This window comes from Streptomyces sp. NPDC101132 (assembly GCF_044759225.1).
Taxonomy (GTDB): domain Bacteria; phylum Actinomycetota; class Actinomycetes; order Streptomycetales; family Streptomycetaceae; genus Streptomyces.
Genome location: NZ_JBIVYX010000005.1, coordinates 107,364 through 129,630, shown reverse-complemented (window position 1 = coordinate 129,630; position 22,267 = coordinate 107,364). Strand labels below are relative to the sequence as shown.

Sequence of the window (22,267 nt, the reverse complement as noted above, 5' to 3'; positions counted from 1 at the left end):
CGGTCGCCGGTCCTCCCGGTGATCACCCGGCTCGGTGGGGCAGTGCGCACGGAATGGACAGGAGGCGGCCCTTGACCGTCGACGACACGGCTTCCGGTGCGTCCAACACTCCTGTTACCGGCGGGAACGGCCACGGTGCCCCCATCGGGCGTGACCAGCACACTCCTCACCACGAGGTCGACCACACGGTCGAACCGACCGCCGACCCGCTCGCGATCCGGCTGGAACAGCTGATCCTGGGCGCCGAGCGCCGGTACACCCCCTTCCAGGCGGCCCGCAGCGCCGGGGTCTCGATGGAGCTCGCCTCCCGCTTCTGGCGGGCGATGGGCTTCGCGGACATCGGGCAGGCCAAGGCCCTGACCGAGGCGGACGTGCTGGCGCTGCGGCGCCTGGCGGGCCTGGTGGAGGCCGGGCTGCTGAGCGAGCCGATGGCCGTGCAGGTGGCGCGGTCCACGGGGCAGACCACCGCCCGGCTGGCCGAGTGGCAGATCGACTCGTTCCTGGAGGGGCTCACGGAGCCGCCGGAGCCGGGGATGACCCGTACCGAGGTCACGTACCCGCTCGTCGAGCTGCTGCTGCCGGAGCTGGAGGAGTTCCTGGTCTACGTCTGGCGGCGGCAGCTGGCGGCCGCCACGGGCCGCGTGGTCCAGGCGGCGGACGACGAGGAGATGGTCGACCGGCGGCTGGCCGTGGGCTTCGCGGACCTGGTGGGCTTCACGCGGCTGACCCGGCGGCTGGAGGAGGAGGAGCTCGGCGAGCTGGTCGAGGCCTTCGAGACCACCGCCGCGGACCTGGTCGCCGCGCACGGCGGCCGGCTGATCAAGACGCTGGGCGACGAGGTGCTGTACGCCGCGGACGACGCCGGCACGGCCGCGGAGATCGCCCTGCGGCTGATCGAGACGCTGGGCGCGGACGAGTCGATGCCCGAGCTGCGGGTCGGGATCGCGTTCGGCACGGTGACCACGCGCATGGGCGACGTCTTCGGCACGACGGTGAACCTGGCCAGCCGGCTGACCTCGATAGCGCCGAAGGACTCGGTGCTGGTGGACGGGGCCCTGGCCGAGGAGCTGGGGCGTACGGGTGACGCGCCGGTCTCGGAGAAGTCGGCGGAGCTGGAGGGCGAGGCGGGCGCCTCGTACCGCTTCGCGCTCCAGCCGATGTGGCAGCGGCCGGTGCGCGGTCTCGGTGTCGTGGAGCCCTGGCTGCTCACGCGGAGGGCACCTAAGATCCCCGGGTAACGCTCGTTAACCGGGAGGCTCTGTCGTGGGTGCAGTACGTGTCGAGGACCAGCGGTTCGGCGAATTCGTCGCGGTGACGCGGCACGGCGAGGGCCATGTCGTGGAGCTGGCGCTGGACCGGCCCAAGGCGATGAACGCGGTGTCCTCGGAGATGGCGCGGTCGATCGGGGCCGCGTGCCGGGCGCTGGGCGAGGACCCGTCGGTGCGCGTGGTCGTGCTGACCTCGACGCACGAGCGGGCCTTCTGCGTGGGCGCCGACCTCAAGGAGCGGAACTCCTTCACGGACGCGGAGCTGGTGCGCCAGCGGCCGACCGCGCGGGGTGCGTACACGGGCGTGCTGGAGCTGCCGGTGCCGACGATCGCGGCGGTGCACGGCTTCGCGCTGGGCGGCGGCTTCGAGCTGGCGCTGTCCTGCGACGTGATCGTGGCGGACGAGACGGCTCTGGTGGGCCTGCCCGAGGTGTCGGTGGGCGTGATCCCGGGCGGCGGCGGTACGCAGCTGCTGCCGCGGCGGGTCGGGGCGGCCCGGGCGGCCGAGCTGATCTTCTCGGCGCGGAAGGTGGAGGCCGCGGAGGCGCGTGCGCTCGGGATGGTCGACGAGCTGGTGCCGGCGGGGCAGGACCGTACCCGTGCGCTGGAGCTGGCCGGGGTCATGGCCGGCAACTCCCCGGTGGGTCTGCGGGCCGCGAAGCGGGCGCTGCGGCTGGGGCACGGGCTGGACCTGCGGGCGGGGCTGGAGGTCGAGGACGCGGCCTGGCGGTCGGTGGCCTTCTCCGGCGACCGTGCCGAGGGCGTGGCGGCCTTCAACGAGAAGCGCCGGCCCGACTGGCCCGGCGAGTGACCCGGTGGGGCCGGCGGGCTGCCGGCCCCCAGGTGTCCTGCGCGGACCGCGTCCGGCGTTCCCCTCGCGCGCGGGCGGATAACCACACGTGATGCCGCGGCCACCGAATGTCCTATCAATCACTCCAAAATCGGACAATATTCCCTAACCTGGAGTGATGGGTGTGGACGGGCGGCTGCGGGCCGTGGTGGGACTCGCGCAGGCGATGGCTGCGGCGCAGACGGCGCAGGATTCCGTGCGGGCCGCCGCGCGGGGGGCCAGGCTGGCCATGGACGGCTCCTTCGCCGCGATCTCCTCCTGGGAGCGCGAGCGGGGGCGGCTCCGGGTCCTGGTGAACGAGGGCGAGCGGACCGCGGGGGAGGAGGAGTTCCCGCAGGACGAGTCGTACCCCGTCCACGACTTCCCCGAGATCACCGAGTTCCTGCACGAACGGTGGGCCGGCGGCGGGGGCCCGCACGCCTGGGTCGAGGTCGCCGGCGGCTCCGGCAACCGCGCCGCGGGCCTCAAGCGGCGCGGGCGCGGCAGCTGCGTCGTCGCGCCCGTCGTGCTGCACGGCCGGGCCTGGGGCGAGCTGTACGTCGCGCGCAACGAGGGCCTGCCGGTCTTCGACGGCGAGGACACCGAGTTCGCCACCGTGCTGGCCGCCGTCATCGCCGCCGGGCTCGCCCAGAGCGAGCGGCTGGAGGAGGTCCGCAAGCTCGCCTTCACCGACCCCCTGACCGGCCTCGCCAACCGGCGGGCCGTGGACCTCGCCCTGGACGAGGCGCTGGAGCGGCACCGGGTGGACGGGACCGTGGTCAGCCTCGTGGTGTGCGACCTCAACGGCCTCAAGCGGGTCAACGACACCCTGGGCCACGCGATGGGCGACCGGCTGCTGGAGCGGTTCGGGTCCGTGCTCTCCCTGTGCGGGGCCATGCTCCCCGGCGCGCTCGCCGCCCGCCTCGGCGGCGACGAGTTCTGCCTCGTCTCCGCCGGGCCGCCCGCGGACGCGGTCGTCCAGGCCGCCGAGCAGCTCTGCGCCCGGGCCGCCGGCCTGGAGCTGGGCGAGGGTGTGGCCTGCGGGATCGCCTCCACCGGGGACCCCATCGGGCCCGTGAAGTCCTCCCGGCGGCTCTTCCGGCTGGCCGACGCCGCCCAGTACAAGGCCAAGGCGGCCCGGTCCCCGAAGCCCGTCGTCGCGGGCCGCGACACCGCCGTGGTGCCGCTGGCGGACACCCCCGTATCCGGTACGTCCGAGCGGCGCCGCTTCCGCGGGCGGCTGGGAGACGAGTGACGGGCGCCTAGTGACAGGAAGGCATTCAGTCCGTAGGGTGCTGAATATGGATATGCACACTGTCGTGGTGGGGACGTCCGGTACCACCGCCGAGGACGTCATCGCCGTGGCCCGCGGCAACGCTCGCGTCGAGCTGTCCGCCGAGGCCCTGGACGCCCTCGCCCGCGCCCGCGAGATCGTGGACGCCCTGGCCGCCAAGCCCGAGCCCGTGTACGGGGTGTCGACCGGGTTCGGCGCCCTCGCCACCCGGCACATCAACCACGACCTCCGCGCCCAGCTCCAGCGCAACATCGTCCGCTCGCACGCTGCCGGCATGGGCCCGCGCGTCGAGCGCGAGGTGGTCCGCGCGCTGATGTTCCTGCGCCTGAAGACCGTGGCCTCGGGGCACACCGGCGTACGCCCGCACGTCGCCCAGACCATGGCCGACCTGCTCAACGCCGGCATCACCCCGGTCGTCCACGAGTACGGCTCCCTCGGCTGCTCCGGCGACCTCGCCCCGCTCTCCCACTGCGCCCTGGCCCTGATGGGCGAAGGCGACGCGGAGGGCCCCGACGGCACCGTCCGCCCGGCCGGCGAACTGCTCGCCGAGCACGGCATCACCCCCGTCGAGCTGCGCGAGAAGGAGGGCCTGGCCCTCCTCAACGGCACCGACGGCATGCTCGGCATGCTCGTGATGGCCATCGCCGACCTCAAGAAGCTGTACAAGTCGGCCGACATCACCGCCGCGCTCTCCCTGGAGGCCCTCCTCGGCACCGAGAAGGTCCTCGCCCCCGAGCTGCACGCCATCCGCCCGCACCCGGGCCAGGGCGACTCGGCCGCCAACATGCTCGCCGTCCTCCAGGGCTCCGGCCTCACCGGCCACCACCAGGACGACTCGCCGCGCGTCCAGGACGCCTACTCCGTGCGCTGCGCCCCGCAGGTCGCCGGCGCCGGCCGCGACACGATCACCCACGCCGAGCTGGTCGCCTCCCGCGAACTGGCGGCCGCGGTCGACAACCCCGTCGTCCTGCCCGACGGCCGGGTGGAGTCCAACGGCAACTTCCACGGCGCGCCCGTCGCGTACGTGCTGGACTTCCTCGCCATCGCCGCCGCCGACCTCGGCTCCATCGCCGAGCGCCGCACCGACCGGCTGCTCGACAAGAACCGCAGCCACGGCCTGCCCGCCTTCCTCGCGGACGACGCCGGTGTCGACTCCGGTCTGATGATCGCCCAGTACACGCAGGCCGCCCTGGTGAGCGAGATGAAGCGGCTGGCCGTCCCGGCCTCCGCCGACTCGATCCCCTCCTCCGCCATGCAGGAGGACCACGTCTCGATGGGCTGGTCCGCCGCCCGCAAGCTGCGCACCACCGTCGAGAACCTCACCCGCATCATCGCCATCGAGATGTACGCGGCCACCCGCGCGATCGAGATCCGCACCCACGCGCACCTCACCCCGGCCCCGGCCAGCCGGGCCGCCATCGACGCCGCCCGCGCGGCGGGCGTCCAGGGCCCCGGCCCGGACCGCTTCCTGGCGCCCGACCTGGCCGCCGCCGAGGCCTTCGTACGCTCCGGCGGCCTGGTCGCCGCGGTGGAGCAGGTGACCGGCCCGCTGGCCTGACACCCCGGCATGGCCGGGCGGTGCGCCACCGCCCGGCCATGCGACGAGGAGACGCGCGAGGGCCGCCCCGGACGATTCCGGGGCGGCCCTCGCGCGTACGCGGGTACCGGCGGCTACGCCGCCCGGGAGCGGCGGGCGGAGAAGGTCACGAAGCCCGCCCCGATGCCCAGGAAGAGGGTGCCGCCGAGCAGATACGGAGTGGTGTCCACGCCGCCGGTGTCGGCGAGCGCGAGCTGCGGGGTGGACGCCTGGGGCGCGGTCGCGGGGCCGTCGCCGGCACCGGAAGCGGAATGCGTGGGGTGCTCCTGGGTGGCGTTCGCCGAGGGGACGAACCACAGGGCGGTGAGGAGGGTGCCCGCTCCTATGGCGGTGAGAAGCGGTCGACGTGCGGACACGGTGCGATCCCCCTTGTGGCAGCAGCGAATTGGCCGTGTGCGCCGATGCTAATGAAAGGGGCGGGTCGTGGGAAAGCCGGGGGGTGATCAGGCTTACTCTCCCTGCCATGAGCACTTCTGAGTCATCACGGTACGTACGGCTTCGGGTCGATTTGGTGCTGGAAGTCGCGGAACCGGAAGCCCTGACGGGCGCCGCCCTGGACCACGTCGCGGCGGACGAGTTCATGCCCGACGAGGAGCGCGGCCACGCGGAGGCCGCCGTCCGCGAGGACGAAGCGGAAGCCCTCGCCTACCTCGTCGACCCCTTTGACCTGGTCTCCGGCGTCCCCGGCGTCGAGCTCGCCCAGGCCTCCTGGAGCACCGAGGCCGTCGATACGACCCCGAGTCCCTGGAGTGGGACCTCGACGAGGAAGATGGACCCTTCGACGACGACGAACACGACGACGAAGGCCCGGGTGGGCTTCCCCACACCTGACCCCGTCGTGGAACCGGATCCCCGCGTGATCGCGTTGTCGTAACGAGGCGGTGAGGTCCCTCGCGGGACGTCCCCGCCCGGAGATCCCCGGGATTTCGGCAACGATGGAGAAGCGTGTGAGGACGGACAGCAAGCGTCGGCGCAGGGCCCTGGCAGCCGCGTCCGCGCTGCTCGGCGGCGTGCTGGTGCTGACGGCGTGCAACGGCGACGACAACGGCGCGGGCAGTGCCGACACGACGAAGAAGTCGCAGGAGGAAGCCGACGCGGCGGCGGCCAAGGACACCTCGAAGGCCCGAATAGCGATCTCGCCGAAGAACGGCGCGACCAACGTCGGCATCAACAGCTCCACCGAGGTCACCGTCGCCGACGGCACGCTGACCTCGGTCGAGATGAAGACCTCCGAGGGCGCCGAGGTCAAGGGCGAGATCTCCGCGGACGGCAAGAGCTGGAAGCCGTCCGCGAAGCTCAAGCGCGCCACGAAGTACACGCTGTCCGCGACCGCCAAGGACGCCGAGGGCCGCGAGGCGCACGAGAACACCTCGTTCACCACCGTCTCGCAGGACAACAGCTTCATCGGCTCCTTCACGCCCGAGGACGGCTCCACCGTCGGCGTCGGCATGCCGGTGTCGATCAACTTCGACAAGCCGATCAAGGACAAGAAGGCCGTCCAGTCCGCGATCAACGTCTCCTCCAGCAGCGGGCAGGAGGTCGTGGGCCACTGGTTCAACTCCCAGCGCCTGGACTTCCGCCCCGAGACGTACTGGAAGGAGAACTCCACCGTCACGCTCAAGATGGAGCTGGACGGCGTCGAGGGCGCCGAGGGCGTCTTCGGCGTGCAGGAGCGCACCGCGACCTTCCGGATCGGCCGCAACCAGGTCTCCACGGTCGACGCCAAGGCCAAGACGATGACCGTCACGCGCGACGGCAAGGTCGTCAAGGTCATCCCGATCTCGGCCGGCGCCCCCGAGAACCCGACGTACAACGGCCAGATGGTGATCTCCGAGAAGTTCAAGGAGACCCGGATGAACGGCGCCACCGTCGGCTTCACCGACGACGACGGCAAGGGCGAGTACGACATCAAGGACGTGCCGCACGCCATGCGCCTGTCCACGTCCGGCACCTTCATCCACGGCAACTACTGGGGCCCCCGCTCCGTCTTCGGCAGCGCCAACACCAGCCACGGCTGCGTCGGCCTCGCCGACGTCAAGGGCGCGAACGACCCCGACCAGCCGGCCGCGTGGTTCTACGAGAACTCGCTCATCGGCGACGTCGTCACGGTCATGAACTCCCCCGACAAGCAGATCAAGCCGGACAACGGCCTGAACGGCTGGAACCTGAGCTGGGCGGACTGGAAGGCCGGCTCGGCCGTCTGACCCGACCCCGCGCAGCGCGTTCGCACGCCGACGGCGGCGGTGCCCACCCGGGCCCGCCGCCGTCGGCGTTCTCCGCGGAAAACGGCGGGTGCCGGGCGCGGGCCCTGCGTAGGGTCGGCCGTATGACGATGATCTCCGTGCTCCCCGCGCCGCCGTCCGACGCCGATGCCGACGCGTGGCTGGCGGTCCTCGCCGCCGCCCACGCACACGACCTGCCCGGCGTCCCCGGCCCCACCCGGGTCGAGGTCGCCGGACGCATCCAGGTGCCCCCGGTGCGCGGCCGGGCCCTGTGCCTCGCGGCCGCGGCGGAGGACGCCGAGCCGCACGACTGGGACGGGGTCGCCGGACTGCTGCTGTTCACCGACCCCGGCAACACCCACACCGCCTTCCTCGACGCCGCCGTACGCCCCTCCGCCCGAGGGCGCGGCGTGGGCACCGCCCTCTGGCGGCGGGTGCGCGAGGAACTGGAGGCGGACGGCCGCACCTCCGTCAGCTGCATGGCCGACCTGGGCGGCCCGGGCGAGGCCTTCCTCACCGGCCTGGGTTTCGAGAACGTGCTCACCATGGCCTGGTACGTGCAGGACACCACGGTGGAACGCGGGGACCCGGTGCTGCCCGCCGGCTACCGCTGGGTCAGCTGGAACGGCATCGTCCCCGACGAACACGCCACGTCCGCCGCCGTCGCCCACTCCGCCATGGAGGACGCCCCCACCGGCGGCATGGACGAGAGCACCCCGCTGTGGGACGCCGAGCGGGTACGCGCCGCCCAGCGGCTCATCCTCGACCGCGGCGGACGCATCCTGACCGTCGCCGCCGTCACCCCGGCCGGCGACATGGCGGCCTACACCGAACTCGTGCTGCCGGACCCCCACGGCGTCCGCGCCACCCAGTACGACACCGTGGTCGTCCCCGCCCACCGCGGCCGCGGACTCGGCCGCGCCGTCAAGCTGCGGGCCCTCGCCGAGCTGCGCGCCCTGCACCCCGGCGTCCGGCAGATCGCCACCACCGTCGCCGACGAGAACGGCCCGATGCTGGCCGTGAACGAGGCCCTGGGCTACCGCCGCGAGCGTCCCTGCGGCGTCCTCCAGCTCAAGCTGTGAGCCGCCGCCCGGCCCGCGCCCGAACCGCCGACGCGGCCGCGCGGGCCGCGGGGGCCACGCGAGCCACGCGCGCCGCGGGGGACTACGGGAGCCAGACGTACCGCACGTCCGGCTCCCGTTCCTCGTTCCCCGACCCGTCCGTGCGCCCCGCCTCCGTGAAACCGTGCCGCTCGTAGAAGCGGTGCGCCGGCCCGTTCACCTGGAAGGTCCACAGCTCCAGGCCCGCCGGGCAGAGCTCCTTGGCCAGCGCCACGAAAAGGTCACCGAGCCCCCGCCCGCGGTGCGCCGGGTCCAGGTACAGCTGCTCGACCACCCCGTCGCCCAGCACCATCATCCCGGCGGCCGCGCCCTGCGCGTCGCGGGCCAGGTACGTACGCCCCTCCGGCACGACCACGTACCGGAACCAGCCCCGCACCTCGTCGTCGGAGTGGGCGCGCCGTACCGCCGGCAGCGCGGCGTCGTACGAGCGGAGCCAGACCTCCGCGACGTCGGGGGCGTCGGCCTCCGTGGCGGTGGCGATGGCGTAGCCAGGCGTGTCGGTCATCGGGCGGAGGTCTCCCTCTCCTCGGTCCCGGCACCCCACGAGGCCAGCAGACGCAGCGCGTCCGCCGAGGCCGAACCCGGTTCCGCGTGATAGGTGACCAGGGACTGCTCGGGGTTGTCGGGCAGCTTCAGCGTCTCGAAGGACAGGTGTAGTTCACCGACGAGCGGATGGCGAAGGACTTTCCTGCCGTGCGTCTTGTCCGCGACCGTGTGCGCCGCCCAGAGCGTCCTGAACTCCTCGTTCTTCACCGACAGTTCACCCACCAGCGCCGACAGCCGCGGGTCGTCCGGGTGGCAGCCCGCGTACCAGCGCAGCCCGCTCACCATCTCGCACGCGCGGCACTCCCAGTCCGCGAACAGGTCCTGCGTGGCCGGGTCGAGGAACACCAGCCGGGCCATGTTCCGCTCCTCGGGCCGCAGCGCCGCGAAGTCCCCGAACACCGCCCGCCCCATCCGGTTCCACGCCAGGACGTCCGTCCGCCGCCCCAGGATGTACGCCGGCACGCCCTCCATCGCGTCCAGCAGCCCCAGCAGCTCCGGCCGGACGTGCTCGGGCCGCTCCATGTGCCGCTTGCGCTTCGCCTTGGGCTTGGCGAGGTGCGTCAGGTGGGCGCGCTCGGTCTCGTCCAGGCGCAGCGCGCGGGCGATCGAGTCGAGCACCTCGGCGGAGACGTTCTGGCCGTGGCCCTGTTCCAGCCGGGTGTAGTACGCGACCGAGACCCCGGCCAGCTGCGCCAGCTCCTCGCGCCGCAGGCCCGGCACGCGGCGGTGGCGCCCGTACTGCGGCAGCCCCACGTCCTCCGGCTTGAGCCGGGCACGGCGGGAGCGGAGGAACTCACTCAGGTCGGCACGCTGGTCCATGTCAGCCAGTATCCGGGAGCGGCCCGCCGGTCAGCCTGACCCTCCCAGTGGTAGGAACGGCGTGCGTAGGCACAGGAGGGGGCTGGGTACCTGCGGCCCGGCACGGCATCGTTTCGGCCATCACAGGAAATCTGCCGAGGAGAACCCAGCAGCATGAGCAGCATCGCGAACCAGGCCGTCGGTACCCGCCAGGTAGCCGCGTACGCCGCACCGGCGCCCAAGGCGCCGCTGGAGCGCACCACCGTGCCGCGCCGCGCCGTGGGCGAGCACGACGTCCTGATCGAGATCAAGTACGCCGGCATCTGCCACTCCGACATCCACCAGGCCCGTGACGGCTGGGGCGAGGGCATCTACCCGATGGTCCCCGGCCACGAGATCGCCGGCGTGGTCACCGAGGTGGGCGCGGGCGTCACGAAGTTCGCCGTCGGCGACCGGGTCGGCGTGGGCTGCTTCGTCGACTCGTGCCGGGAGTGCGCGTACTGCCTGGCGGGCCAGGAGCAGTACTGCGTGCGCGGCATGACCGGCACGTACAACGGCCTCGACAAGAACGGCGACCCCACCTACGGCGGCTACTCCACGCACATCGTCGTCGACGAGAACTACACGGTCCGCATCCCCGACGGCCTGTCCCTGGACGTGGCCGCGCCCCTGCTGTGCGCCGGCATCACGCTCTACTCGCCGCTGCGGCACTGGGGCGCCGGGCCGGGCAAGAAGGTCGCGATCGTGGGCCTGGGCGGCCTCGGCCACATGGGCGTGAAGATCGCGAACGCGCTGGGCGCGGAGGTCACGGTCCTCTCGCAGTCGCTGCGCAAGCAGGAGGACGGCCTGAAGCTGGGCGCCACCCACTACTACGCGACCAGCGACGACGCGACCTTCCGGAAGCTGGCCGGCACCTTCGACCTGATCGTCTCGACGGTCTCGGCCCCGCTGGACCTGGGCGCCTACCTGGGCCTGCTGAAGGTGGACGGCGCCCTGGTGAACGTCGGCGCCCCGGAGGAGCCGGTCTCGCTCAACCTCTTCTCGGTCATCGGCGGCCGCAAGACGCTGGCCGGCTCGATGATCGGCGGCATCGCGGAGACCCAGGAGATGCTGGACTTCTGCGCGGAGCACGGCCTGGGCGCGGAGATCGAGACCATCCGCGCCGACGAGATCAACGAGGCCTACGAGCGCGTCCTCACCAGCGACGTCCGCTACCGCTTCGTCATCGACGCGTCGACGATCTGACCGCCGCGTCGCACCCGGCACCGGCCCCGCCGCACGACGGCGGCGGGGCACGACGGCGGCGGGGCACGCCGACGGGGGCGAGCTCGACCGGCTGACCCGCCAGGCGTTCCGCTTCTGCCTCGACGCGTTCCGGGAGGCCGGCGGCGACGTGGGCGTGGTCCGGCCCGGGCCCCGGTCAGGCGTCGGTGCGGGCCACTCCGACGGGGCAGCTGACGCCCGTGCCGCCGATGCCGCAGTAGCCGGCCGGGTTCTTGTCCAGGTACTGCTGGTGGTACGGCTCGGCCGGCCAGAAGGGGCGGTCGGCGGCCGGGAGGACGGCCGTGGTGATGGCGCCGTAGCCGGCGCCGGTCAGCACCCGCTGGTAGGCCTCGCGGGAGGCCTCGGCCGTGGCCTGCTGCGCGGGGGAGTGCGTGTAGACGGCCGAGCGGTACTGGGTGCCGACGTCGTTGCCCTGGCGGAAGCCCTGGGTCGGGTCGTGGGCCTCCCAGAAGACCTTCAGCAGGGCGTCGTACGAGACCGCGGACGGGTCGTAGACCACCCGGACCACCTCGGTGTGGCCGGTGAGACCGGAGCACACCTCCTCGTACTCCGGGTTCTCGGTGTATCCGCCCTGGTAGCCGACCAGCGTGGTCCACACGCCGGGGGTCTGCCAGAACTTGCGCTCGGCGCCCCAGAAGCATCCGAGCCCAAAATCCGCGATCTCCAGCCCCGCCGGGTACGGGCCGGCCAGGGGGTTGCCCAGGACCGTGTGCCGGTCGGGCAGCGCGAACGCGGGCTCCGGGCGGCCCTTGAGGGCCTGCTCGGGCGTGGGCAGCTCGGGGGTACGACGGCCGAAGATCATGGGGGCTCGCTCCTTGCGGACGGGTGGGTGTCTGGACAACGTCCGGCCGCCCCCGGGGATTCCTGCCCGCCCGCGGCGGCCCCCCGGATCAGCGGGGGAGGGTGGCCGGGCTGCCGCCGTTCGCCTCGTAGCCCGCCACGGCCAGGGCGCGGTAGACCGCGTACTCCGCGGCCGGGTCCTCGCTGTGCGACCACGGGAGGGCGCCGACGTAGCCGTCGACGTGGCGGAGCTGCTCCATGGCCTCGGCCCAGCGTTCGCCGCGGACCAGGAAAAGGACCAGCAGGTGCCGTACGTGCGCCAGCATCGGGTCGTCCGGCCGGGCCGAGTGCACCGCGTACAGGGCGCCCTCCACGGCCCGCGAGACCACCGCGCTGCCGTAGAAGTCCTGGACCAGGGCGACCTCGGGGAGGTGCTCGAAGACGCCGAACAGCGGCAGGGCGGCCAGCAGCGAGCCCCGCGGTGCGCGGGCGGCGGCCGCGTGCGTGAAGGCGTCGGCCTTCTCGCGGGAGCCGTGCCACTTCTCGCACCAGTAGTGCAGGGCCGCGAGGTGGGCGCCCATGTGCTGGGGGGCGCGGTCGATGACCTTGGCCCAGAGCGCGTCGAACTCCGGCTCCGGGTAGGCGAGTCCGCGGGCGATCGCCAGCTGGCTGATGTACGGGACCGGGTCGCCGGGGGCGAGCAGCGCCGCCTCCTCGCAGGCCGTACGGGCCTCCTCCAGGATGATCCGGTGGTCGTCGGTGCCGAAGCCGCCGGAGGCCCGCCAGGCCTGCTGCACCAGGAACTCGGCGTGCACCTGCGCGCCGCCCGCGTCCTTGGGGGACTCCAGCTTCCAGGCCCGCAGCCAGGCGGCCCCGGTGCCGGGCTGCCGGGCCAGCTCCAGGGAGGCGGCGCCGGCGAAGGCCTGCACCCGCTGCCAGCGCTGCTCGCCCTCCTTGGGGGTGCCGGCCAGCAGCTGCGAGGCCGCGCGCCAGTCCTGGGTGCGCTGGACCAGGTCCAGGACGTCCATCAGGTCCTGGTCGGGTCCGGGCACCCGGATGTCCAGTTCCTCCTGGCGCACGAAGCCGTAGTCGGCCGGGTCGGCCGCGTCCGGGGCGCCCGGAGAGACGAGCCGGATGCCGCCCCTGCGCCGCCGCAGGTAGGGGACGAGGAAGGCGGCCAGCATGCCCATCGCGAGCAGGAACCAGAGAATCTCCATGCCCCCAGCGTTCCACACCCCCGGCGGGTACGGGCCGGGGGTGGCGGGGTGCGGGGCGGGCCCGGTGGAGCGTGCGCGTACGGGGCCGTGAGGGTCCCGCGACGGGGCGGGCCGGGTGCGGGGAGATGCGCCCGGGCCCGGTGGCGAGGGGCGCGGAATTCGGGGGCGCGCGCCAGGGAATTCCGTCGGCCGACCACGTGAACGTGCGGAAAACCTCCATTCGCGCCGGATGGCGCCCGGTAATCGTCCGCGCAATTCGCCCTAGCATCTGCCGCGCAGCCCGTTTCACCCGCGTTTCGGGGTCTCTTCCAGCCAAAAGGAGAAAGCGCATGCGCATGCGGAGTTCCGTCACCATCGCCCTCGGTGCCCTGGCCCTTTCCGTTGTCCTGCCGGGTACCGCGTCCGCCGACACGGAAAACTTCGATTACTACGTTCCCGGGGCCTCGGACTCCGCGGCGGTCCGTATCGAAAACCCGGACGTCGACACCTGCTACGAACTCGACGCGCTGGAGGAGGGCCAGTTCCCGCACAGGCTGCACAACGCCACGGGGGCCCTCGCCATCGTCTTCGCGGGGGAGAACTGCCAGGGCGAGGCCTTCGAGCTCGCGCCGGGCGAGGAGCGGGCCGAGGAGGAGGTGCCGGCCCTGTCCGTCCTCTTCGTGGTGCCGGAGGAGGCCGACGGGGCGGAGCCGGCCCGGCCGGGCGAGGAGGGTGAGGAAGGCGAGCAGGGCGAACAGGGCCAGGAGGAGCAGCAGCAGATCATGCCCGTCGACGAGGCCGGGGAGTCCGGCCAGGCCGGGGAGGCCGACGAGGACGGCTACCTCGACGAGGAGCCCGCGGACGGCGAGCGCGCCGCCCGCGCACACGCCGGGGACACCGGTTACGGCGACTTCGCCGAGGACTTCCTGCACACCTGGGGCTAGTTGTCCCTGAACGACCCACCCCCTGCGGCCGCGCGACCGACGCGCGGCCGCTTAGGCTCTGAACATGAGCCACGAGCAGCAGAGCTTCGAGACCCGCGCGATCCACGCGGGCAACACCGCAGACCCGCTGACCGGCGCGGTCGTGCCCCCGATCTACCAGGTCTCCACGTACAAGCAGGACGGCGTCGGCGGTCTGCGCGGCGGCTACGAGTACAGCCGCAGCGCCAACCCGACGCGCACCGCGCTCGAGGAGAACCTGGCTGCCCTCGAAGGCGGCCGCCGCGGCCTGGCCTTCGCCTCCGGACTGGCCGCCGAGGACTGCCTCCTGCGTACGGTCCTCTCGCCCGGCGACCACGTCGTCATCCCGAACGACGCGTACGGCGGCACCTTCCGCCTGTTCGCCAAGGTCGTCTCCCGCTGGGGCGTCGAGTGGTCCGTCGCGGACACCTCCGACCCGGCGTCCGTGCGGGCCGCGCTGACCGACCGTACGAAGGCCGTCTGGGTCGAGACCCCCTCCAACCCGCTCCTCGGCATCACCGACATCGCCGCGGTCGCGGACATCGCCCGTTCGGCCGGCGCGAAGCTGGTCGTGGACAACACCTTCGCCAGCCCGTACCTCCAGCAGCCGCTGGCCCTGGGCGCGGACGTGGTCGTCCACTCGCTGACCAAGTACATGGGCGGCCACTCCGACGTGGTCGGCGGCGCGCTGGTCACCGCGGACGAGGCGCTGGGCGAGGAGCTCGCGTACCACCAGAACGCCATGGGCGCGGTGGCCGGGCCGTTCGACTCCTGGATCGTGCTGCGCGGCATCAAGACCCTCGCGGTCCGCATGGACCGGCACAGCGCGAACGCCGCCCGCGTCGCCGAGATGCTGACCCGGCACCCGAAGGTCACCCGCGTGCTCTACCCGGGTCTGCCGGAGCACCCGGGACACGAGGTCGCCGCGAAGCAGATGAAGGACTTCGGCGGCATGGTGTCCTTCCAGGTGCAGGGCGGCGAGGCGGCGGCGGTCGAGGTCTGCAACCGCGCCAAGCTCTTCACGCTGGGCGAGTCGCTGGGCGGCGTCGAGTCCCTGATCGAGCACCCGGGCCGGATGACGCACGCCTCGGTGGCGGGCTCGGCCCTGGAGGTCCCGGCGGACCTGGTGCGCCTCTCCGTGGGCATCGAGGCCGTCGACGACCTGCTGGCCGACCTCACGCAGGCGCTGGGCTAGCAGCGGGTCCCGTCCCTTCCGTACGGGGCTCCGGGCGCCGGCCTCCCGGCCGGCGGCCCGGACCCCCGGCGGGGGCGTACGCGGGTGCGTCTCACCAGTCCAGCGGCGGTGCGATCGTCGACGGCGGGACCACCCACGGCCGGACGATTGAGGCCCACACCGCGAACGCGATCGCGGCCAGCACCAGCAGCGTCCAGCCCGCCCGGCGCAGGGCCCGCCGGCGGCGGAGCAGCCGGGCGCCGCGTACGGCGGCCTGCGCGGCCAGATCCGTGGGCACCGCGGGATGCGGGCCCTCCAGCATCCGGCGGACCTCCAGCTCCTTGCGGTCGGGCAGCCCGCTCATGCGGCGCCCGCCCCGGCCGCACGCGCTCCGGCCGCCCCGGTCCCGGCTGTTTCCCCCGCCCGCGAGCGCAGGGCCGACGTGGCCCGGCCGGCCAGTGCCCGTACCCGCTCCGGAGGCAGCCCGAGCAGGGCCGCGGTCTGCTCCTCGGCCACCCCCTCGTACACCCGCAGGGTGATCACCAGGCGTTCCTGCGGGGAGAGCCGCGACAGCACCCCGCCCCGGCCCCGGTGCCACCGCCAGGCGCCGCGGGCGAAGGCCAGGGCCAGCTCCGCGCGGGTGCGGTTGTACGGGTCGTCCGTACGCGCGCGTTCCCACCCGGCGTACGTCCGTGCCAGCGCGCCCGCGAGCAGCCGCCGCGCGCCGGGGTTGTCCTGGTCGGTCTCGGCCGTCAGCAGGGTGGCGACGTGCAGCAGCCGGCCGGCGGCGCCCGCGACGAATGCCTCGAACTCCCGGTCCCGGCGGTGTGTTTGACCGTCCGACCGTCCTGTCACACCCCTCAGTTCAGGGCAGTGGGCGGCCCCGGTCAAGAGGCGGGAAACCGGCGGTCGCGCGCGGTGCGCGTCAGGAGGCGGGGCCGCCCTCGCCGGGGGCGCCCATGCGTTCCGAGAGGGACAGGTTGAACCGCGTGAGCAGGGAGGTGAAGGCCTCGCGCTCCTCCGCCGACCAGCCCTCCGTCACCTGTGCCATCAGCTCGCGGCGCGAGGAGCGGACCTCCTCCAGCCGGGCCAGGCCGCGCGGCGAGAGCGCCAGCACCACGGCGCGGCCGTCCTCCGGGTGGGAGGTCCGCTTGACCAGGCCGGTGTCGACCAGCGGGGCCACCTGGCGGGTGACGGTCGAGGAGTCGATGCCCATGCCCGCGGCCAGCGCCTTGACGCCCATCGGGCCTTCCCGGTCCAGCCGGTTGAGCAGCAGGTACGCGGCACGGTCCATCGAGTTGCGGGCCTGGCCGACACCGCCGAGCCGGGTCTGCTCGGCGCGCCGGGCGAAGAGGGCCACCTGGTGCTGGAGGGCGTCGAGGAGACCGGTGCCGGCCTCGGCCGGCAGGTCGGGGTGGGCCGGGGTAGCGGGCATGGACTGGGGCTCTCTTCGCGAGGGGTCGACAGGATGGGGGACAGCGTACGCGGCCGCCGGGCGCACCGTAGAGGGGCTGCGGAATCCCGGTACGGGTATCCGCGGCCCCGGGCGTCCCGGTGCATCCGCTGCGAGACTTGCGGCATGAACTACCGCCTGTCCGCCCATGTTCCGCCGCTGATCCTCGACGACGTGCGAGGCGCCCAGAAGATGCTCTCGGGGGTCGCGAGGGTCACCGCCATGGAGGGCAGCAGGCACCTCTCCGCCCTGGTCGGCTCCCCGGTGCACCTCAAGTGCGAGAACCTCCAGCGCACCGGTTCCTTCAAGCTGCGCGGCGCGTACGTGCGCATCGCCGGCCTGCGTCCCGAGGAGAAGGTGGCCGGGGTGGTCGCGGCCAGCGCGGGCAACCACGCGCAGGGCGTGGCCCTGGCCTCCGCCCTGCTGGGCGTGCGCTCGACGGTGTTCATGCCGGTCGGGGCGCCGCTGCCGAAGGTGGCCGCGACCCGGGAGTACGGGGCCGAGGTGCGCCTCCAGGGGAACGTCGTGGACGAGACGCTGGCCGCGGCCCAGGAGTACGCCGACCGTACCGGGGCGGTGTTCATCCACCCCTTCGACCACCGCGACATCATCGCGGGTCAGGGCACGGTGGGCCTGGAGATCCTGGAGCAGTGCCCCGAGGTGCGGACCATCGTGGTCGGCGTCGGGGGAGGCGGGCTGGCCGCCGGCATCGCGGTGGCGGTGAAGGCGCTGCGGCCGGACGTGCGGATCGTGGGCGTGCAGGCCGAGGGCTCGGCGGCGTACCCGCCCTCGCTGGCGGCGGGGCACCCGGTGGTGCTGGACAACCCGGTGACCATGGCCGACGGGATCAAGGTGGGGCGGCCGGGTGACGTGCCCTTCGACATCGTGCGGGACTTCGTCGACGAGGTGCGGACGGTCTCGGAGGACGCCCTCTCCAGTGCCCTCCTGCTGTGCCTGGAGCGGGCGAAGCTGGTGGTGGAGCCGGCCGGGTGCAGCCCGGTGGCGGCGCTGCTGAGCGAGCCCGAGCTGTACCGCGGGCCGGTGGTGGCGGTGCTGTCGGGCGGGAACGTCGACCCGCTGCTGCTCCAGCGGATCCTGCGGCACGGCATGGCGGCCGCGGGGCGCTACCTCTCGCTGCGGCTGCGCGTGCCGGACCGGCCGGGGGCGCTGGCCGGTCTGCTGGGGGTGCTGTCAGTGGCGGATGCCAATGTTCTGGACGTGAGCCACGTACGCACGGATCCCCGGCTGGGGCTCACGGAGGTGGAGGTGGAGCTGCACCTGGAGACCAAGGGGCCCGAGCACTGCGCGGAGGTCGCGCGGTCGCTGCGGGACGCCGGGTACACCGTCCTGGCGTGACCGCGGCGGCAGGCGCCGTCCACCCGTGCCCGCTCGTGCTCGCCCCGCTCACCCGGCCGGGCGACCGTTGCCCGCCGACCATAGGATTTGCGTAGGAAACACCCGTTTTAATACTGGGAGAATCCATATGCCAGGCGCGATCTACGCCGAAGGTCTGGTGAAGACCTTCGGCGACGTACGGGCCCTGGACGGCGTGGACCTCGACGTGCCCGAGGGAACCGTCCTGGGCCTGCTCGGCCCCAACGGCGCGGGCAAGACCACGACCGTGCGCGTCCTGACCACCCTCATCCAGCCCGACAGCGGCACCGCCTCCGTCGCGGGGATCGACGTGCTGAAGCACCCGAACGAGGTGCGCCGCTCGATCGGCCTCTCCGGCCAGTTCGCGGCGGTGGACGAATACCTCACCGGCCGCGAGAACCTCCAGATGGTCGGCCGGCTCTACCAGATGAACGCGAAGGCGGCGAAGGCCCGCGCGGTGGAGCTGCTGGAGCGCTTCAACCTCGCCGACGCCGCCGACCGCACGGCCAAGACCTACTCCGGTGGCATGCGCCGCCGCCTCGACCTGGCCGCCGCGCTCGTGGTCAGGCCGCCCGTGATGTTCATGGACGAGCCGACCACCGGCCTCGACCCCCGCAACCGGCAGGCCCTGTGGGACGTCATCGAGGAACTGGTCGCGGGGGGCACCACGCTGCTCCTCACCACCCAGTACCTGGAGGAGGCCGACCGGCTGGCCCACGACATCTGCGTGGTCGACCACGGCCGCGTCATCGCCCGCGGTACGTCCGACCAGCTCAAGGCCCAGACGGGCGGCGAGCGCGTGGAGGTCGTCGTGCACGAGCGGGAGCACATCGCGGACGCCGCCGGGGTGCTCACCGGCTTCGGCAAGAGCCCGGCCACCGTCGAGGAGCACACCCGCAAGCTCACCGTCCCGGTCACCGGCGGCGCCAAGCTGCTCGCCGAGGTGATCAGGGAGCTGGACGCCCGCGGGATCGAGATCGACGACATCGGGCTGCGCCGCCCCACCCTCGACGACGTGTTCATCTCCCTCACCGGCCACGCGGCCGCGCTCGCGGAAGAGGAGAACGGCGCGGCGGGGGCGGACCGGTCCAGGGGCCAGAAGGCCCGTAAGGAGGCGGCCTCGTGACCGTCACCGGCACCGCACCGGCCCCGCGTCCGCGCGGCGGCGTGGTCCAGTCGATCGGCGACTCCATGGTCGTCGCCAAGCGCAACCTCATCCGGATGGCCCGGATCCCCGAGATGATCATCTTCGGGCTGATCCAGCCAGTGATGTTCGTCGTGCTGTTCAGCTACGTCTTCGGCGGGTCGATGCAGGTCGGCGACACCACCGACCCCGCGGTCTACCGCGAGTTCCTGATGGCCGGCATCTTCGCGCAGACCGTCACCTTCGCCACCGCGGGAGCGGGCGCCGGCATCGCCGACGACATGCACAAGGGGCTGATCGACCGGTTCCGCTCGCTGCCCATGGCGCGCGGCGCGGTCCTCACCGGCCGCACCCTGGCCGACCTCGTGCAGACCGCGCTCACCCTGTTCGTGCTGGCGATGGTCGCGCTGCTGGTCGGCTGGCGCACGCACACCAGCGCCGGCGAGGTCATGGCCGGCTTCGGGCTGCTGCTGCTCCTCGGGTACGCGTTCACCTGGATCGGCGCTCTGATCGGGCTGTCCGTACGCACCCCCGAGGCCGCCACCTCCGGCGGGCTGATCTGGCTCTTCCCGGTCACGTTCGTGTCGACCGCCTTCGTCGACACCAGCCAGATGACGCCCTGGCTGCGGCACGTCGCCGAGTGGAACCCCTTCAGCGCGACCGTGCAGGCGTGCCGGGAGCTGTTCGGCAACCCGGGCGTGGTGGACTCACCGGCCTGGCCCATGCAGCACCCGGTGGAGGCCTCGCTGATGTGGTCCGTGCTGATCATCGTGGTGTTCCGGACGCTTTCGGTCCGCAAGTACCGCTCGGCGTCGGTCTGACCCCGCGGGCCGGACCTCGGCCCGGCGGACACGGCGGGAGCCCCCGCCCGGAACGTTCCGGGCGGGGGCTCCCGCGTCAGCCGTGCGTGTGTCAGCCGTGCGTGCGTCAGCCGGTGTAGGGCTTGACGTCGAGGATGCGCACCGAGGCCTTCTTGCCGTTCGGCAGCTCGTACTCCGCGTCCTCGCCGATCTTCTTGCCGGCCACGCCCTGGCCCAGCGGCGACTGCGGCGAGTAGGTGTCGATCTCCGTGGAGGCGTACTCGCGCGAGGCCAGCAGGAAGGACATGGTGTCGTCCGGGTCGCCGTCGAAGGCGATGGTCACGACGGTGCCGGGGGCCACCACGCCGTTGGAGGACGGCGCCTCGCCGACCTTGGCGGACTCGAGCAGCTGCGTCAGCTGGCGGACCCGGAGCTCCTGCTTGCCCTGCTCCTCCTTGGCCGCGTGGTACCCGCCGTTCTCCCGCAGGTCACCCTCCTCACGGGCGGCCGCGATCTTCGCCGCGATCTCCGTGCGTGCGGGACCAGACAGGTACTCCAGCTCGGCCTTGAGCTGGTCGTAGGCGTCCTGGGTCAGCCAGGTGACGCTCTCGCTCGTCTGGGTCACAGGTGCTCCTCGTCGGTACTGGGATTACAAGCCGCCTCGCTCTGCCAGGCGAAACCACGAGCCTAACAATTCGGGGGAAAAAGGGGGAGGAGGCAGCGAGTATGAAGTGTGTCAGTGCAGGTCAGCGGGAAGCGGCCGGCTGGCACCCGACCAGCTCGACCGTCGTGGCCCTGCTGGTCGTCTTCAGCACGACCACCTCGTCGATACGGGATGCCCGCTGATCGAAGACGTAATCCTTGCGGCCGACCTCATTGTGGTCCCGGTCCTGGGAGCTGAGGGTGCACACACCGCGCACGGCGGAGTCCTTGCGGACCTCCAGGTGCACCTTGACCTCGTCGTCGAAGGCCTGGAACTTGATCACCTCGGCGCTGACGGACTGCCCGGCGACGTAGTCCCAGCCGATCCAGCCGACCACGCCCAGCAGCCCCACGCCCAGCACCGAGCCGATGATCTTGAGCTTCCGGTCCGCGCGCTCGTCCTGGGTGCGGCCGTAGCGGCCCTCCGGCAAGCCCTCGCGCACCGCGCTCATGATCGTTCCTCTCCTGGGGGCCGTGGAATTTTCCGCCCCCCGATTCGGTCACTATAGAAGCCGTCCCCCGTCCGGCCGGGACGGCCCCGTGTTCGGCGCCGAAACACTGAGGATCGAGTCTTGACTGAGCAGCTTCGCCTGATGGCAGTCCACGCGCACCCCGACGACGAGTCGAGCAAGGGCGCCGCGACGATGGCCAAGTACGTGTCCGAGGGGGTGGACGTGCTGGTCGTGACCTGCACGGGCGGCGAGCGCGGCTCCGTCCTCAACCCCAAGCTCCAGGGCGACAAGTACATCGAGGAGAACATCCACGAGGTGCGCCGCAAGGAGATGGACGAGGCCCGCGAGATCCTCGGCGTCTCCCAGGAGTGGCTGGGCTACGTCGACTCCGGCCTGCCCGAGGGCGACCCGCTGCCCCCGCTCCCGGAGGGCTGCTTCGCGCTGGAGGACGTCGACGCCGCCGCCGGCCGCCTGGTCGCCAAGATCCGCGCCTTCCGTCCGCAGGTCATCACGACGTACGACGAGAACGGCGGCTACCCGCACCCCGACCACATCATGACCCACAAGATCTCGATGGTGGCGTTCGAGGGCGCGGCGGACACCGAGAAGTACCCGGAGGCGGAGTTCGGCCCCGCCTACCAGCCGCAGAAGCTCTACTACAACCAGGGCTTCAACAAGCCGCGCACCGTCGCCCTGCACGAGGGCCTGCTGGCCCGCGGCCTGGAGTCCCCGTACGGCGAGTGGCTGGAGCGCTGGAAGGAGTTCGAGCGCACGGAGCGGACCCTGACCACGCACGTTCCGTGCGGCGAGTTCTTCGAGATCCGCGACAAGGCCCTGATCGCCCACGCCACGCAGATCGACCCCGACGGCGGCTGGTTCCGCGTCCCGCTGGAGCTCCAGAAGGAGATCTGGCCGACCGAGGAGTACGAGCTGGCGAAGTCGCTCGTGGACACCACCCTCCCCGAGGACGACCTCTTCGCGGGCATCCGGGACAATGCCTGACATGAGCGCTACTCACGCCGCACTGGCCCAGCTCCTCCCGCTCGCCGGGGACACCTTCGACAAGAACAAGGTGACCCCCGGCATCCTGGGCTTCATCGTCTTCGCCGTGCTGGCGCTGGGGACGTGGGGCCTGATGAAGTCGATGAACCGGCACATGGGCCGGGTGGACTTCGAGGAGGCCCCGGAGCCGGCCGCGGCCGACGCCCCGTCGAAGCCGGCCGGGGCCTGACGCCCGCCCCGGGCGCCGGCGGGACCGTTCCCCGGTCCCG

General features: G+C 72.7%; 24 protein-coding genes and 1 pseudogene. 15 read left to right on the top strand and 10 right to left on the bottom strand.

Features of this window, described 5'->3' with window-relative positions; translation table 11 throughout:
• The first annotated feature begins 71 nt into the window (after positions 1–71).
• From ACIQUR_RS13440 to hutH, 4 genes are all read left to right on the top strand, one after another.
• Positions 72–1,238: an adenylate/guanylate cyclase domain-containing protein gene (locus tag ACIQUR_RS13440; RefSeq protein ID WP_403663053.1), complete on the top strand. Its 1,167-nt coding sequence runs from the start codon at positions 72–74 to the stop codon at positions 1,236–1,238.
• Between the two features lie 25 nt (positions 1,239–1,263).
• The gene (locus tag ACIQUR_RS13435) at positions 1,264–2,079 is read left to right on the top strand and encodes an enoyl-CoA hydratase/isomerase family protein (RefSeq protein ID WP_403663050.1); all 816 of its coding nucleotides are present in this window, start codon (positions 1,264–1,266) and stop codon (positions 2,077–2,079) included.
• 157 nt (positions 2,080–2,236) lie between these two features.
• Positions 2,237–3,352, top strand: coding sequence for a diguanylate cyclase domain-containing protein (locus tag ACIQUR_RS13430; RefSeq protein ID WP_403663047.1), 1,116 nt, complete (start codon positions 2,237–2,239; stop codon positions 3,350–3,352).
• Positions 3,353–3,404: 52 nt separating this feature from the next.
• Complete coding sequence (gene hutH / locus ACIQUR_RS13425) at positions 3,405–4,949, top strand: histidine ammonia-lyase (RefSeq protein WP_403663906.1); 1,545 nt, start codon at positions 3,405–3,407, stop codon at positions 4,947–4,949.
• Between the two features lie 113 nt (positions 4,950–5,062).
• On the opposite strand, the gene ACIQUR_RS13420 is transcribed toward hutH, so the two are convergent.
• Entirely contained in the window at positions 5,063–5,344 is a 282-nt protein-coding gene (locus ACIQUR_RS13420; protein WP_403663044.1) for a hypothetical protein, read from the bottom strand.
• A gap of 107 nt (positions 5,345–5,451) precedes the next feature.
• Between ACIQUR_RS13420 and ACIQUR_RS13415 the strand changes: the two are divergent.
• From ACIQUR_RS13415 to ACIQUR_RS13405, 3 genes and pseudogenes are all read left to right on the top strand, one after another.
• A pseudogene (locus tag ACIQUR_RS13415) lies at positions 5,452–5,819 on the top strand (hypothetical protein).
• A gap of 104 nt (positions 5,820–5,923) precedes the next feature.
• A complete protein-coding gene (locus ACIQUR_RS13410) occupies positions 5,924–7,192 on the top strand; it encodes an Ig-like domain-containing protein (RefSeq protein WP_403663041.1) in 1,269 nt (422 codons plus the stop codon).
• A 122-nt stretch (positions 7,193–7,314) separates the two neighbouring features.
• The gene (locus tag ACIQUR_RS13405) at positions 7,315–8,292 is read left to right on the top strand and encodes a GNAT family N-acetyltransferase (RefSeq protein WP_403663038.1); all 978 of its coding nucleotides are present in this window, start codon (positions 7,315–7,317) and stop codon (positions 8,290–8,292) included.
• Between the two features lie 82 nt (positions 8,293–8,374).
• On the opposite strand, the gene ACIQUR_RS13400 is transcribed toward ACIQUR_RS13405, so the two are convergent.
• The gene (locus ACIQUR_RS13400; RefSeq protein ID WP_403663035.1) at positions 8,375–8,836 is read right to left on the bottom strand and encodes a GNAT family N-acetyltransferase; all 462 of its coding nucleotides are present in this window, start codon (positions 8,834–8,836) and stop codon (positions 8,375–8,377) included.
• Complete coding sequence (locus ACIQUR_RS13395; RefSeq protein WP_403663032.1) at positions 8,833–9,696, bottom strand: helix-turn-helix transcriptional regulator; 864 nt, start codon at positions 9,694–9,696, stop codon at positions 8,833–8,835. Before ACIQUR_RS13395 ends, ACIQUR_RS13400 begins: the two co-directional genes overlap by 4 nt.
• A gap of 153 nt (positions 9,697–9,849) precedes the next feature.
• Between ACIQUR_RS13395 and ACIQUR_RS13390 the strand changes: the two genes are divergently transcribed.
• On the top strand, positions 9,850–10,920 hold the full coding sequence (locus ACIQUR_RS13390; RefSeq protein WP_403663029.1) for an NAD(P)-dependent alcohol dehydrogenase: 1,071 nt from the start codon (positions 9,850–9,852) through the stop codon (positions 10,918–10,920).
• A 175-nt stretch (positions 10,921–11,095) separates the two neighbouring features.
• Here ACIQUR_RS13390 and msrA read toward each other — a convergent pair whose 3' ends face one another.
• Both msrA and ACIQUR_RS13380 read right to left on the bottom strand, forming a co-directional pair.
• Positions 11,096–11,761, bottom strand: a complete 666-nt coding sequence (msrA, locus tag ACIQUR_RS13385; protein WP_403663026.1) for a peptide-methionine (S)-S-oxide reductase MsrA — start codon at positions 11,759–11,761, stop codon at positions 11,096–11,098.
• An 88-nt stretch (positions 11,762–11,849) separates the two neighbouring features.
• A complete protein-coding gene (locus tag ACIQUR_RS13380; RefSeq protein ID WP_403663023.1) occupies positions 11,850–12,956 on the bottom strand; it encodes a hypothetical protein in 1,107 nt (368 codons plus the stop codon).
• 329 nt (positions 12,957–13,285) lie between these two features.
• Here ACIQUR_RS13380 and ACIQUR_RS13375 point away from each other — a divergent pair, with 329 nt between their 5' ends.
• Complete coding sequence (locus ACIQUR_RS13375) at positions 13,286–13,879, top strand: hypothetical protein (RefSeq protein WP_403663020.1); 594 nt, start codon at positions 13,286–13,288, stop codon at positions 13,877–13,879.
• Between the two features lie 64 nt (positions 13,880–13,943).
• The gene (locus ACIQUR_RS13370) at positions 13,944–15,092 is read left to right on the top strand and encodes a cystathionine gamma-synthase (RefSeq protein WP_399954260.1); all 1,149 of its coding nucleotides are present in this window, start codon (positions 13,944–13,946) and stop codon (positions 15,090–15,092) included.
• Positions 15,093–15,183: 91 nt separating this feature from the next.
• Here the strand turns inward: ACIQUR_RS13370 and ACIQUR_RS13365 are convergent, their stop codons facing one another.
• The 3 genes from ACIQUR_RS13365 to ACIQUR_RS13355 all read right to left on the bottom strand — a co-directional run bounded on the left by ACIQUR_RS13365 (position 15,184) and on the right by ACIQUR_RS13355 (position 16,506).
• Positions 15,184–15,435 (bottom strand): hypothetical protein, encoded by a 252-nt coding sequence (locus ACIQUR_RS13365; protein WP_403663016.1) that lies wholly within the window; start codon positions 15,433–15,435, stop codon positions 15,184–15,186.
• Positions 15,432–15,926, bottom strand: a complete 495-nt coding sequence (locus ACIQUR_RS13360) for a sigma factor-like helix-turn-helix DNA-binding protein (RefSeq protein ID WP_403663013.1) — start codon at positions 15,924–15,926, stop codon at positions 15,432–15,434. Before ACIQUR_RS13360 ends, ACIQUR_RS13365 begins: the two co-directional genes overlap by 4 nt.
• 70 nt (positions 15,927–15,996) lie before the next feature.
• Complete coding sequence (locus ACIQUR_RS13355; protein WP_403663010.1) at positions 15,997–16,506, bottom strand: MarR family winged helix-turn-helix transcriptional regulator; 510 nt, start codon at positions 16,504–16,506, stop codon at positions 15,997–15,999.
• A gap of 144 nt (positions 16,507–16,650) precedes the next feature.
• Between ACIQUR_RS13355 and ilvA the strand changes: the two genes are divergently transcribed.
• The 3 genes from ilvA (at position 16,651) to ACIQUR_RS13340 (ending at position 19,863) form a co-directional block, all read left to right on the top strand.
• The gene (gene ilvA, locus ACIQUR_RS13350) at positions 16,651–17,880 is read left to right on the top strand and encodes a threonine ammonia-lyase (RefSeq protein WP_403663007.1); all 1,230 of its coding nucleotides are present in this window, start codon (positions 16,651–16,653) and stop codon (positions 17,878–17,880) included.
• Positions 17,881–18,007: 127 nt separating this feature from the next.
• Positions 18,008–19,024 carry an ATP-binding cassette domain-containing protein gene (locus ACIQUR_RS13345; RefSeq protein ID WP_403663004.1) on the top strand — a complete coding sequence of 339 codons (1,017 nt, stop codon included), beginning with the start codon at positions 18,008–18,010 and terminating at the stop codon, positions 19,022–19,024.
• On the top strand, positions 19,021–19,863 hold the full coding sequence (locus ACIQUR_RS13340; RefSeq protein WP_403663001.1) for an ABC transporter permease: 843 nt from the start codon (positions 19,021–19,023) through the stop codon (positions 19,861–19,863). The genes ACIQUR_RS13345 and ACIQUR_RS13340 overlap by 4 nt, the downstream gene beginning before the upstream one ends.
• Before the next feature lie 106 nt (positions 19,864–19,969).
• Here the strand turns inward: ACIQUR_RS13340 and greA are convergent, their stop codons facing one another.
• Both greA and ACIQUR_RS13330 read right to left on the bottom strand, forming a co-directional pair.
• Entirely contained in the window at positions 19,970–20,467 is a 498-nt protein-coding gene (gene greA / locus ACIQUR_RS13335) for a transcription elongation factor GreA (RefSeq protein ID WP_399954284.1), read from the bottom strand.
• Positions 20,468–20,588: 121 nt separating this feature from the next.
• Positions 20,589–20,996 (bottom strand): DUF4307 domain-containing protein, encoded by a 408-nt coding sequence (locus ACIQUR_RS13330; RefSeq protein WP_403662998.1) that lies wholly within the window; start codon positions 20,994–20,996, stop codon positions 20,589–20,591.
• A 120-nt stretch (positions 20,997–21,116) separates the two neighbouring features.
• On the opposite strand from ACIQUR_RS13330, the gene mca reads away from it, so the two are divergent.
• Complete coding sequence (gene mca / locus ACIQUR_RS13325; protein ID WP_403662995.1) at positions 21,117–21,998, top strand: mycothiol conjugate amidase Mca; 882 nt, start codon at positions 21,117–21,119, stop codon at positions 21,996–21,998.
• The gene (locus tag ACIQUR_RS13320) at positions 21,991–22,227 is read left to right on the top strand and encodes a hypothetical protein (RefSeq protein WP_403662992.1); all 237 of its coding nucleotides are present in this window, start codon (positions 21,991–21,993) and stop codon (positions 22,225–22,227) included. Before mca ends, ACIQUR_RS13320 begins: the two co-directional genes overlap by 8 nt.
• Positions 22,228–22,267: the final 40 nt, after the last annotated feature.